General features: G+C 65.6%; 12 protein-coding genes. 5 read left to right on the plus strand and 7 right to left on the minus strand.

The features are described 5' to 3' along the window. The first annotated feature begins 49 nt into the window (after window positions 1-49). Window positions 50-385: a VOC family protein gene (locus tag NX02_RS05365; protein WP_025291168.1), complete on the plus strand. Its 336-nt coding sequence runs from the start codon at window positions 50-52 to the stop codon at window positions 383-385. A 1,310-nt stretch (window positions 386-1,695) separates the two neighbouring features. On the opposite strand, the gene NX02_RS05375 is transcribed toward NX02_RS05365, so the two are convergent. Genes NX02_RS05375 through NX02_RS05390 form a run of 4 tightly spaced genes read right to left on the minus strand, consistent with a single transcriptional unit; the run spans window position 1,696 to window position 4,093 of the window. Next, window positions 1,696-2,139, minus strand: a complete 444-nt coding sequence (locus tag NX02_RS05375; RefSeq protein ID WP_025291170.1) for a PH domain-containing protein — start codon at window positions 2,137-2,139, stop codon at window positions 1,696-1,698. A 25-nt stretch (window positions 2,140-2,164) separates the two neighbouring features. Further along, a complete protein-coding gene (locus NX02_RS05380; protein WP_025291171.1) occupies window positions 2,165-3,130 on the minus strand; it encodes a hypothetical protein in 966 nt (321 codons plus the stop codon). Next, complete coding sequence (locus NX02_RS05385) at window positions 3,127-3,642, minus strand: hypothetical protein (RefSeq protein ID WP_047099740.1); 516 nt, start codon at window positions 3,640-3,642, stop codon at window positions 3,127-3,129. The genes NX02_RS05380 and NX02_RS05385 overlap by 4 nt, the downstream gene beginning before the upstream one ends. Then, window positions 3,620-4,093 carry a copper chaperone PCu(A)C gene (locus NX02_RS05390; RefSeq protein ID WP_025291173.1) on the minus strand — a complete coding sequence of 158 codons (474 nt, stop codon included), beginning with the start codon at window positions 4,091-4,093 and terminating at the stop codon, window positions 3,620-3,622. Before NX02_RS05390 ends, NX02_RS05385 begins: the two co-directional genes overlap by 23 nt. Before the next feature lie 211 nt (window positions 4,094-4,304). Here NX02_RS05390 and dnaK point away from each other — a divergent pair, with 211 nt between their 5' ends. The 3 genes from dnaK (at window position 4,305) to NX02_RS05405 (ending at window position 8,778) form a co-directional block, all read left to right on the plus strand. Continuing rightward, window positions 4,305-6,203, plus strand: a complete 1,899-nt coding sequence (dnaK, locus tag NX02_RS05395) for a molecular chaperone DnaK (RefSeq protein ID WP_025291174.1) — start codon at window positions 4,305-4,307, stop codon at window positions 6,201-6,203. Between the two features lie 109 nt (window positions 6,204-6,312). Next, window positions 6,313-7,425 (plus strand): molecular chaperone DnaJ, encoded by a 1,113-nt coding sequence (gene dnaJ, locus NX02_RS05400; RefSeq protein ID WP_025291175.1) that lies wholly within the window; start codon window positions 6,313-6,315, stop codon window positions 7,423-7,425. A 399-nt stretch (window positions 7,426-7,824) separates the two neighbouring features. Further along, on the plus strand, window positions 7,825-8,778 hold the full coding sequence (locus NX02_RS05405) for an MBL fold metallo-hydrolase (protein WP_084717619.1): 954 nt from the start codon (window positions 7,825-7,827) through the stop codon (window positions 8,776-8,778). A gap of 404 nt (window positions 8,779-9,182) precedes the next feature. On the opposite strand, the gene NX02_RS05410 is transcribed toward NX02_RS05405, so the two are convergent. Genes NX02_RS05410 through argJ form a run of 3 tightly spaced genes read right to left on the minus strand, consistent with a single transcriptional unit; the run spans window position 9,183 to window position 11,829 of the window. Further along, window positions 9,183-9,797 carry a glutathione S-transferase family protein gene (locus tag NX02_RS05410; RefSeq protein WP_025291177.1) on the minus strand — a complete coding sequence of 205 codons (615 nt, stop codon included), beginning with the start codon at window positions 9,795-9,797 and terminating at the stop codon, window positions 9,183-9,185. Between the two features lie 9 nt (window positions 9,798-9,806). Beyond that, entirely contained in the window at window positions 9,807-10,601 is a 795-nt protein-coding gene (locus tag NX02_RS05415; protein WP_025291178.1) for an inositol monophosphatase family protein, read from the minus strand. Between the two features lies 1 nt (window position 10,602). Then, window positions 10,603-11,829, minus strand: coding sequence for a bifunctional glutamate N-acetyltransferase/amino-acid acetyltransferase ArgJ (gene argJ / locus NX02_RS05420; RefSeq protein ID WP_025291179.1), 1,227 nt, complete (start codon window positions 11,827-11,829; stop codon window positions 10,603-10,605). Between the two features lie 141 nt (window positions 11,830-11,970). Between argJ and NX02_RS05425 the strand changes: the two genes are divergently transcribed. Then, a complete protein-coding gene (locus tag NX02_RS05425; protein WP_025291180.1) occupies window positions 11,971-12,249 on the plus strand; it encodes a hypothetical protein in 279 nt (92 codons plus the stop codon). Window positions 12,250-12,340: the final 91 nt, after the last annotated feature.

The raw sequence follows: 12,340 nt of genomic DNA on the forward strand, positions 1-12,340 counted from the left end.
ATCATGGCCGAAGCATGAGAACGAATCAAGAACATTGAAGGAGGTGCAGATGGCCAGGTTGAACTATCTCGAACTGCCGACCGCCGATATCGGCGCCGCGAAACGCTTCTACGCGGCCGCGTTCGGCTTCGATTTCGTCGATTTCGGGCCGACCTATGCGGCGACGACGTCGGGCGACACCGATGTCGGGCTGCAGGCGGATGGCAGCGAGAAGACCGCGGCGGCGCTGCCGGTGGTCGAGGTCGAGGATCTGGAGGCGGCGCTGGCCGCGGTCGAGACGGCGGGCGGCACGGTGACGCGCCCGATCTTCGCTTTTCCCGGCGGCCGCCGTTTCCAGTTCACGGATCCCGACGGGCACGAGATCGGCGTCGTCCAGCCCGGCTGAGGGCGCGGAAAAAGGCATGGCCGGTCGCGGGTCGTTTCTGCCGTTCCCGACGTCCGTGGCGGGAGGCAGCTTTTGGTGGAAAGGCGACGCTTGCGCTTCACTCGTAACCGTCATTTATCGCCGGAGTGCGAGTGATACGCCGTAAATGTTGGCAGCTATAAAGAGCACTACACCCACCCAAAATGGCAAGATAAGCAAATCTCGCGGCGCCCTGCTGATCCCGACCGTAGCAGAGGCGATGATGATTAGGGAAAGGCGCCAGTAGGGCAAATCACGATACCTGACCTCATCACGATCCCCGAACGCTCCGAGGGTCATTTTCAGTTGACCGAATAGCGCCCAGTCTAAAAAAACTCCGCCACAGATTGTCGCGGCCACGAACCCCGCCAGGTGCAGACTCTCCAACATTCACCCGTCTTAGCAGACGGGCTAATGTCCGAAAATGGGCGTTAAGGTAGATTTCGGGGACATTTGATTTCGGGGACATAATACGAAACTCCTGCGGAGTCATGCGCGGGATGTGTGAGGGGCAAGTTTCATATTGTGTCCCCGAAATTCCCAGCCCGGCTGAGGAGGCTGTGAAGGCATGGCCGGTCGCGCGCGCTTTTTTGATATTCTCAACGACGTCGACGATAGCGGATTCTGGCGATTAGCGATCGTTCCCGGTCCTCCTGTTTCGATAGAACCGCGCGGGTTGTCGTCGAACCTTACCCAACCAGCGGAACACCCGCACGTTGAGACTCGTCAACATATGGAGTGCGTGTGTGCGGTCGATCAGATTGCATAATCTGAGTAAGCGGGCTGGGCTGAGTTTCTTCGGCGCGATAGCCGTAATTGTCCATTGCTCCGGACTGATACGCGTCGGAACTGTAACGTCGAACCCGTGCAGCCGAAGTATGCGTGCTATGCGACCAACCTGTTCAAGCGAAGCTCTGAACCGAAATTTGTTCGGTCGTTTATCGCGCTCTGGCCGCTTTCGGTGATACCTTTTCCGGACTTCATACGTTCAAAGTTTCTTGGCCATTGCGGAAAGATAAAGTGCCTTCGAAATACCCGCAAGTAGGACATGGACCCGTGAATTTCATTGAATTTCGGGAACATGAATTTCGGGGACATAATATGAAACTCATGCGAAGACGTGCGCGAATGGCTGCAATTGGGCGGCATAAGATCCGTTCGCCCTGAGTAGGGACTGAGCCTGGCGAAGGCCCGTATCGAAGGGTCAGGCTCGGAGCAGGCCCTTCGATACGCCATTTCGACAGGCTCAATGGCTGCTCAGGGCGAACGGGTTGGATTTATCGCTCGTCGCTTTAGAAATCGTCATGCCCCACGTCGATCTCGCGGACGCGGCGCTTCTGGCGCGCCGCGTCGACCAGCAGGCGCAGTTTCTCGCGGCGGGCGCGGGCATCCTCAACGTCGCGGATCACCAGCGGGCCGTCGCGGGTGGTCTCGTCGCTGGAGGCGATGGCGATCGTGCCGATGCCGGCCCACTGGTTGATCAGCGTGAAATCGATGCGGATATCCTTCACGCGATAGAGTTCGATCTCGTCGATGCTCCTGGCGAAGATGCCCCTGTGCAGGATCAGCCGGTCCTCGGTCAGCTCATAGGTGGTGGCGAGGTTGGCCAGCCATTTCCACGCGACGATCAGCAGGCCGATGCCGACGAGGCAGAGCAGCACCGTCAGCCAGCCGGCCAGCGTGCCGCGCAGCCAGCCCCAGGTGGAGGAACGGAAACGATCGATCGTCTCGGGCATCGGCGCTGTGCTCCTGTCGGTCCGCTCAATCGTCTAGGTGATATGCGCCGAGGATGCACGGTGTTCCGATCCAGTCGGCGATGCGCTGCCCCGCGTCGTTCAGCGAATCGGCCGGCACCCCATATTGTCCGTAGAGCTCGATATGCCGGGGTCTGCCGCCATCGCGCGCGCAGGCGAGCCGCACATGCGCGCCGCCCGATCCGCGCGCCGGCAGGATACGCTCCACGTCGACCGCCAGCACGTCCGCGACGGGCACGATGCGCAGTTCGGATGTCGCGAAGATCAGCAACTGTCCGTCGGGGCTGCGCCCGATCTGTCCCACGGCGCGCGCGAAGCCGGGCACGGGCGCGCGGACATAGTCCAGCGCATATTGGCTGAGCGGCCGGGTTGCGACGATCGCGGGATCATATGCGCCGCCCAGCGGCAGCGCCGGAACGAACGCCGCCACGGCCGCGCGCTCCGCCGCGCTGCAGGGCGGGCGATAACCGGTCTGGATGGTGATGTGGCAGGCGGTTTTGGTGCGCGGCTCGGCTTCGTGTACGCTGTTCCTGCCGCCCCATTGCTGCAGCAGCGGCGGAAAGCAGGCGATCGAGATCTGCGACGGGCCGAACTGCCAGCGCCAGCCATAGGTGTTGCTGGTGTCATCGGGTCGCGGTTCGCCCAGCGCGGGCTCGAGCGCCTGCCGGGCGAGTTCCAGCGATTGGCGTGCCCAGTCGCGCGGCAACAGGCTCACCCGCTTGCCCGCCCAGATATAGCCCATGAAGCTGGCCGGCGGCAGCGACGCGTCATGATCGGGGTCCATCTGGAACAGCAGCGGCCGCAGCAGCCCGGGCAGCGGCGGCTGTTCCAGACCGAGCAGCACCACCGGAATGCGGCTCCGCAGCCAGGTGTCGGGCTGCACGCCATAGCGCGCGGCAAGCGTCGCCATGCTCTCGCGCCATGGCAGGCCGAGCGTGTCGAGCAGGGCCTGTATCCGGTTCGTCGGGGTCATCCGCGCAGGCTCACCACATTGGATCGGAAGGGCAGTATGCCCTCATATTGCGACAGCGGCGGGGCGCCGACGACGCGTGCGCCGCGGCCGAGCAGGAAAGCATGGCGCACGATTTCCGCCTGCTGCTCCAGCCCATAGCGCTCCAGCCGCCAGCCGGGCTTCAGGCAATAGTCATAGCGGCAGAAGGGATGGCGCCGCAGCGGCAGCACGATACCCGATTGGTGCTGCCACACATGCACCATCTCATGGATGAACAGCCCCTGGTCGCCGAGCGGCGCCGCCGAGAAATCATCGCGGAACAGCCCGCCTTGCGGGTGGAACCAGATATGGCCGTCGGGCGCCATCGCCACGCGGCGCGGCTGGAAGACCATCCACTTGCGGTTGTGGATCGCCACCCGGTCATAGGCGATCGCATCGCCGAAGACCGAGGCGGCGAGCGCCCGCTCCCCCCCGGTCAGCGGCCGCCCGCCCTTTCTCACCCGCCGTGCCTCACCCGCTATGGTTGCCGGCATGCTCGCCGGCGGCGGGGGCGGCTCCGGCGGCGCCGCGCACCGCCATCGGATATTCGATCTGCGCGCCGTTCGCGAAGGTGAATACCATGTCCATGCGCTGGCCCGGCTTGATGCCGGGGTTGATGTTCCAGATCATCACATGCTTGCCGCCGGGTTCGAACTTGACCGAACTGTTGGCCGGGATCTCGACGCTGGCGAGCGGCTTCATCTGCATCATGCCGTTCTCGCGCGTGGTCTCGTGCATCTCGAAACGGATCGCGACCTCGGATCCCACGGCGCTGAGCTGCGTCGCTTCCGACCCGCCCTTGACGGTGAAATAGGCGGCCGAGGGCGCATCCGGATTGGGCGAAAGGCGCACCCAGCCATCGGTCACCGTCACCTCGCGCTTCTCGCACGAAGCGAGCGCGGGCAGGGCGGCGAGGGCGAGGAGCGGCAGCAGGAGACGGCGCATCGATAGGCATCCTTATGTGACTGTCCGCCATTCTATCGCAGGCGGCCGCCGGTGGGGAACGGTTTTCCGCCGGAACGGATGCAACACCAGAATGTTGCAGGCGGCTTGCAGGCCTGTGAACCGCACCTATATCCGCCTCCGAAACACCGCTGCGGTGCCTCGTTTCTGGGCCGCAGGGGCTGCCAGGCATTTGGGGCAATGAGGGACTATCATGGGTAAAGTTATCGGGATCGATCTGGGTACGACCAACAGCTGCGTCGCCGTGATGGAAGGCGGCAAGCCGAAGGTCGTGGAGAATGCGGAAGGCGCGCGCACGACGCCGTCGATCGTGGCCTTCGCCAAGGATGGCGAGCGGCTGATCGGCCAGCCTGCCAAGCGCCAGGCGGTCACCAATCCCGACAACACGATCTTCGCGGTGAAGCGCCTGATCGGCCGCCGCTTCGACGATCCGGTGACCAAGAAGGACACCGAGCTGGTGCCGTACCACATCGTACGCGGCGGCAATGGCGATGCGTGGGTGCAGGCCGGCGGCAAGGATTATTCGCCGTCCCAGATCAGCGCCTTCACGCTCCAGAAGATGAAGGAAACCGCCGAGGCCTATCTCGGTGAGCCGGTCACGCAGGCGGTGATCACCGTTCCGGCCTATTTCAACGACGCCCAGCGCCAGGCTACCAAGGACGCCGGCCAGATCGCCGGCCTCGAGGTGCTGCGCATCATCAACGAGCCGACCGCGGCCGCGCTCGCCTATGGCCTCGACAAGGACAACAACAAGACCATCGCGGTCTATGACCTTGGCGGCGGCACCTTCGACGTCTCGATCCTCGAGATCGGCGATGGCGTATTCGAAGTGAAGTCGACCAACGGCGACACCTTCCTGGGCGGCGAGGATTTCGACGCGAAGATCGTCGAGTTCCTGGCGGCTGACTTCCAGAAGGCCGAGGGCATCGATCTCACCAAGGATCGGCTCGCGCTGCAGCGCCTGAAGGAAGCGGCCGAGAAGGCGAAGATCGAGCTGAGCTCGGCGGCGACCACGGAGGTCAACCTGCCGTTCATCACCGCCGACGCCACCGGCCCGAAGCATCTCGTCAAGTCGATCTCGCGCGCCGATCTGGAGCGTCTGGTCGATGGCCTGATCCAGCGCACGCTGGAGCCCTGCCGCAAGGCGCTGGCCGATGCCGGCGTGAAGGCGGGCGACATCGACGAGGTCGTCCTCGTCGGGGGCATGACGCGCATGCCCAAGGTCCGCGACGTCGTGAAGAGCTTCTTCGGCAAGGAGCCCCACACCGGCGTGAACCCCGATGAGGTGGTCGCGATGGGTGCGGCGATCCAGGCGGGCGTGCTGCAGGGCGACGTCAAGGACGTGCTGCTGCTCGACGTGACGCCGCTGTCGCTGGGCATCGAGACGCTGGGTGGCGTGTTCACCCGGATGATCGATCGCAACACGACGATCCCGACCAAGAAGTCGCAGACCTATTCCACGGCCGACGACAATCAGCAGGCGGTGACCATCCGCGTGTTCCAGGGTGAGCGCGAAATGGCGGCGGACAACAAGATGCTCGGCCAGTTCGACCTGGTCGGCATCCCGCCGGCGCCGCGCGGCGTGCCGCAGATCGAGGTGACGTTCGACATCGACGCCAACGGCATCGTCAACGTCTCCGCGAAGGACAAGGGCACCGGCAAGGAGCAGCAGATCAAGATCCAGGCTTCGGGTGGTCTGTCGGACAACGACATCGACCAGATGGTGCGTGATGCCGAGAAGTTCGCCGAGGACGACAAGAAGCGTCGTGAGGCGGCCGAGGCGAAGAACAACGCCGAGAGCCTGATCCACTCGACCGAGCGCCAGCTTGCCGAGCATGGCGACAAGGTGGATGCGGCGCTGAAGTCGGAGATCGAGGCTGCGATCGCCGAAGCCAAGTCGGCGGTCGAGGGTGGCGATGCCGCCGCGATGACCGAGAAGACGGGCGCACTGACCCAGGTTGCGATGAAGCTGGGCCAGGCGATCTACGAGAAGGAGCAGGCGGCCGCCGCGTCGCCCTCCGCCGAGGCTCCCAAGGCCGATGATGACGTGGTCGATGCCGAGTTCTCGGAAGTCGACGACAACAAGGCGTAATGGTTGGGCCGTCCCCTTGCCCCTTTCTTCCGGCTGTGGTCGGAAGAAGGCCGGGGGACGGCCTTGACCTCTCGCAAATGCGGGATGCGCGGCCTAGGTCGGGGGCGGCATGAGTATCGAAGCTGATTTTTACGAACTGCTCGAAGTCGAGCGTGGCGCCGACAATGCGAGCATCAAGAGCAGCTATCGCAAGCTGGCGATGCGCTATCACCCGGACAAGAATCCGGGCTGCAAGGATAGCGAGGCGAAATTCAAGGCGATCAGCGAAGCCTATGATTGCCTGAAGGATCCGCAGAAGCGCGCCGCCTATGACCGGTTCGGCAAGGCGGCGTTCCAGAACGGCGGCGGCGGTGGCGGCGGTCACCAGGATTTTTCGGGCTTCGCCGATATCTTCGAGAATATCTTCGGCGAGTTTTCCGGCCGCGGGCAGCGCCAGGCGCGCCGCGGTGCCGATCTCCGCTACGATATGGAGATCCGGCTGGAGGACGCGTTCCACGGCAAGAAGACCGAGATCACCATCGACGTCTCCGCGGCGTGCGAGACGTGCGACGGAACCGGTGCCAAGCCCGGCACCGGCGCCAAGACCTGCGGCACCTGCGCCGGCCACGGCAAGGTGCGCGCGCAGCAGGGCTTCTTCGTCGTCGAGCGGACCTGCCCGAGTTGTCACGGCGCCGGCCAGACGATCGCGGATCCGTGCAACGCCTGCCATGGCGAAGGCCGTGTCGATCGCGAGAAGACGCTGGACGTCACCATTCCCCCCGGCGTCGACGAAGGCACGCGCATCCGCCTGAGCGGCGAGGGTGAGGCGGGCGCGCGTGGCGCGCCACCGGGCGACCTCTACATCTTCATCCATCTCGCGCGCCATTCGGTGTTCGAGCGCGAAGGCACCGCGCTGTTCGCGCGCGCGCCGATCAGCTTCACCACCGCGGCACTGGGCGGCTCGATCTCGATCCCCGGGCTCGATGGCGCGACGCACGAGATCCGCATTCCGGCCGGCATCCAGTCCGGCAAGCAGATTCGCCAGCGCGGCGCCGGCATGCCGGTGCTGCAGGGCCGTGGCCACGGCGACCTGGTGATCCAGATCGACGTCGAGACGCCGACCCGGCTTTCGGCGAAGCAGAAACAGCTTCTCGAGGAATTCCGCGAGACCGAGACGGGTGACGAATGCCCCAACTCGAAGGGCTTCTTCGCCAAGATCAAGGATATGTGGGATCTGACCTGATCGGACGTCGTTGACGGCTGAGGTTCAATACGGGCGGCGCGGTACAGACTGCGTCGCCCGAATTGTTTTTGGATTGAGGTGTTTCCGGGCGTCGTTGTCCTCCCCGGCGCGCAGCGTCGGGGAGGGGGATCGCCGCCGGTAGGCGGTGGTGGAGGGGCCGGCGCCGAAGCCTTCTCCTCGAACATTGCATGATCAGATTGCGTCGGCGCCAGCCCCTCCACCACCAGCCTGCGGCTGGCGGTCCCCCTCCCCGAGCGGAGTTCGGGGAGGAAAAGCGACGCTTCTGCCCTAATTCGAGACACCAGTTCCGAAATCCCCGTGACAAGCGCCCCCGAGTCGGGGCAGCGTGGCGCCAAACCACGCCCCCCGAAACCTGGGGCGCGGCGAAAAAGGGGAGGTATGCCGATGCGTGTCGTCGCGCTGTTATTGCCGCTGATGACAGCGGCCTGCGCCGTCAGCCAGGCGCAGGAAATCCCCAATCCCGAGATCCGGTCGGAGGTGCTGACCCCCGAACTCACTCTGCTGTTCGGTGGTGGCGGCAATATCGCGGTGTCGCACGGCGCCGACGGACTGGTCGTGATCGACGATGATTATGTGCAGATGACGCCCAAGCTGACCGCTGCGCTGGAAAAGTTCGGCAAGGGCCCGGCGCGCTATGTCGTCAACACCCATTGGCATTTCGACCATAGCGGCGGCAACGCCGCGCTCGGCAAGGGCGGGGCGGTGATCGTCGCGCATGACAATGTCCGCAAGCGGCTGGCAAGCGATCAGGTGATTGCGGCGTTCAAGCTCAAATTCCCGCCGTCGACGCCGGAGGCGCTGCCGGTCGTCACCTTCGCCGACGGCCTCAGCCTGCACCTGAACGGCGACACGCTGACCGCCGTGCATGTCGCCAATGCGCATACCGATGGCGATGTGCTGGTGAAGTGGGAGAAGGCGAACATCCTTCACACCGGCGACGTGTTCGTCCGCTACGGCCTGCCCTTCATCGACCTGTCGTCGGGCGGCAGCATCAAGGGGATGATCGCCGGCGCCGAGCGCGCGCTGGCATTGAGCGACGCGCGCACGCGCATCATTCCGGGACATGGGGAGGTCGCGTCGCGCGCCGATCTGGTCGCCTATCGCGACATGCTCGTCGGCATTCGCGATCGGGTGGCCAACGCGCGTGCCGAAGGGCGGACATTGGCCGAGATCAAGGCAGCGAAACCCGCGGCGGCGTGGGACAAGGACCCCAAGGCTCATGTTCGCGGCGACGCTTTCGTCGAATTCGTGTTCGCGACCCTCGATGGGCCGGCAGCCGGGCAAGCCACGGCGCAAAAAGGAAAAGGCGAGCTTATCCCCGCGCCGGTCTGAGCCGGCAGGCGGGGATGCTCAGGCATCGGTCAGACGAACGCGAGAACCGCGCTGACGACGAGAAGCTGGCTGGCGAACGCGAGCGCAAGGCTCGACGCCGTTTCGAACGTCTTCATGTCTTTACTCCACAGAACCTTGTGCCCGACATCGCCATAGGGCGACCGGGGCCATCTTCGGTTTTGATCAAGGCCAGGATTCGCGGATCAGATCGACCGAGGTGGTCCGATCCTGGTCACGGGTTGCACCCGCATCGCACCGGAAGCGGTGCAAGGGCGTAACTAATATTATTTCACGTCGGCGCAATTTTAAAACAGGCGATATTGAGTGCATCAGATGCAATCTACGGATGCGTCACGCTGATGGCGTCATGCAATTGTCACACCCGGCACTGTGGCGCGGACGGATCAGGTGAGCGGGATCATCACCTGGCTGGCATAGCCCGGTCGCTGCGTCAGCCGTTCATACCAGGCGGTCACTGCCGGCAGGGCGGGGCGATCGATGGCGAGGGTGAACCATGTGTAGGCGTAGACGCCCATCGGGATGTCCCCCAGGCCGAAGTTGTCGCCAGACAGCCAGGGGGAACGCTGTAGCGCGCGCTCGACGATCGCCATCTGGGCGGCCGAGGCCGCCGCCGACGCGGCGATCGCTTGCAGATCGCGCGTCTCCGGCGGGCGGCGGACAAGGTTGATGAAGCAATCGCGCTGCGCTTCGGCATAGCCGAACTGCCAGTCCATCCATTTGTCGCCCACCGCGCGCGCCGCGGCGTCGTCGGGCCACAGCGCCGTGCCCGCGGCATAGCGCGCGGCGAGGTAGCGCAGGATCGCGTTCGATTCCCACAGCACCAGCCCGTCATCCTCGATCGTGGGGATCAGCGCGTTGGGGTTGAGCGCCAGATAGGCATCGCTCATCCCGAACTGGCCGCCCACATCGTGGCGGACGTGCGGCATGCCGATTTCCTGGGCGAGCCACGCGACCTTCTTCACATTGTGCGAGTTCAGCCGGCCCCAGATCGTCAGCATCGTCTATCCTCAGCCGAACAGGATGGCGGCGGCACGGTCCCACAAGTCGGGCGAGGCGGCGGCGAGCAGGCCGGTGCGGTCCTCCCCCAGCCGGTAGGGGCTGCCGTCGAAGCGCGCGAGGCGTCCGCCCGCTTCGGTGAGGAACAGTGCGCCCGGCGCATGATCCCAGGGCTGCGCGCGCCAGAACATCGCGACGTCGTTTTCGCCCAGCACCAGCCGCGGATATTGCTCGCCCGCGCACAGCGGCGGCGCGGCTTCGGTGATGCGGCCGGGCAGCCGCTCGATGATCCGCTCGCGCATGCCCGCGGGCAGGAAACGCGTGGTGATCGCGGCGACGGGCAACGCCGCGCCGGTGCCGCGCGCGTGGACGCGTTCGCCATCGACGAAGGCGCCGGCGCCCAGCGCCGCATGCACCATTCGACCGGTGATCGGATCGAGGATCCAGCCGCCCTCGATCGTGCCTTCCACTGCCAGTGCGACCATGATCGCGAAGGGCGGGCGCCCCGCGGCGTAATTGCCGGTGCCGTCGATCGGATCGACGATCCACACCGCGCCTTTCTCGATCCCCGCGACCACCGTCGGGTCGGCGGCCACCGCCTCTTCGCCGACCACACGGGTCGACGGATCGATCGCCAGCAGCCCTTCGGTCAGCCTTTTCTCCGAAAGCTTGTCGGCGGCGGTGACATAATCATCCTCCGCTTTCTCCTCGATCTGGTCCGCGGCAAGGCTGCGGAACATCGGCATGACGACTTCGGCGGAAACCGCGCGCATCAGCGCGTCGACCTGGGCGTTCAGGGGGTGCATCTCAGCTCCGATAATCGGCGTTGATCGAAATATAGCCATGGGTCAGGTCGCAGGTCCAAACCGTCGCGCGGCCTTCGCCCAGACCGAGGTCGACGCCGATCTCGATCTCCTTGCCCTTCAGGTGCGCGGCGACCGGCGCCTCGTCATAGCCCGCCAGCGCCAGCCCATCGCGGGCGACCTGGGTCGCGCCGAAGCGGATCGCCAGCCTGTCGCGCTCGGCGGGTTCGCCGGCCTTGCCGACCGCCATGACGACGCGGCCCCAATTGGCGTCCTCTCCCGCGATCGCGGTCTTCACCAGCGGCGAATTGGCGATGCTCATCGCGATGCGATGCGCGCTGCGATCGGATTCGGCACCCTCCACGTCGATACGGATGAACTTGGTCGCGCCCTCGCCGTCGCGCACGACGAGGTGGGCGAGCTGCAGGCACAGGTCGGACAGCGCCGAATGAAACGCATCCGCGCCGGCATCGTCCATGCTCGCCAGCGGCTCGTTGCCCGCGGTACCGGTCGCGAATGCCAGCACGGTGTCGCTGGTCGAGGTGTCGCTGTCGACGGTGATGCTCGAGAAGCTGCGGCGGTTGGCCGCCGACAGCATCTGCTGCAGCAGTTCGGGGGCGACCGCCGCGTCGGTGAAGACGAAGCCGAGCATCGTCGCCATATCCGGCGCGACCATGCCCGATCCCTTGATGATGCCGACGAGCGACACGGTCTTGCCGCCCACCACCGCATGCGTCACCGCCGCCTTCGCGAAGGTGTCGGTGGTCATGATCGTCGCGGCGGCGGCTTCCCAGTCGCAGGGCTCGGCGGCAAAGGCGGCGTCGAGGCCGGCTTCGGCCTTGTCGATCGGCAGCGGCACGCCGATCACCCCGGTCGAGGCGACGAAAACGTCCGACGGATCGCAGCCGAGATGCTGCGCGGTGCGCGCGGCGATCGCTTCCACCGCGGCGCGGCCGCGATTGCCGGTGAAGGCGTTGGAATTGCCGGCGTTGACCACCAGCGCGCGTGCCTTCCCCAGGGTCAGCGCCGCGCGGCACCATTCCACCTCGGGGGAGGGGCAGCGGCTCTGCGTCAGCACGCCGGCGACGGCGGTGCCCTCCGCCAGCTCGGCATAGGTCAGGTCGCAGCGATCCCACGCCTTGTAGCGTGCACGCGCGACGCGCAGCGCAACGCCATCGATCGGCGGCAGTTCGGGAAAGCTGGCGGGCGCGAGCGGGGATCGGTCGGTCATGCGCTCCTCTTCGTCGGGGTCGAGGCGGGCTATAGGGGGGATGTGCGCAGGATGGAACATGGTGCGGTGGCCTGCCCGTTTTGACTAGCCGAACCGTTGCACAGCACTTATGTGGCGGAACGAAACCATGCGGGATCGACGTTGGAACTGCTGCTCTTCCTTTCTGCGCTGCTCGCCGGGCTGACCGGCGCGCTGACCGGCGACCGCCGGCTCGAAGTGGTGCAGGTCGAGCAGTCCGCCGTTGCCGTTGCCGGCACCGTGGCCCAGACCGTCGCCGCGCGCGCGGTTATGGTGCGTGGTGCGATCCCCCAGCCGCGCAGCCCGTTCGCAATCGCGCGCGCGGCACGCCTGTGGTTCGCCGACGCCGCGCCTGCGCGCGCGTTCGCGCTCGACCTGCTGAGCGTTCGCCGGCGGGAATAAGCACGCCACGCGCCCGCACGCCGACAGCGGCGATGCGGCTTGATTTCATGAACAGGGATGCGCCGTGGCGGTATGGCCGCGCGGCGTTCAG

Origin of the sequence: Sphingomonas sanxanigenens DSM 19645 = NX02 (assembly GCF_000512205.2) — a bacterium.
GTDB classification, from domain to species: domain Bacteria; phylum Pseudomonadota; class Alphaproteobacteria; order Sphingomonadales; family Sphingomonadaceae; genus Sphingomonas_D; species Sphingomonas_D sanxanigenens.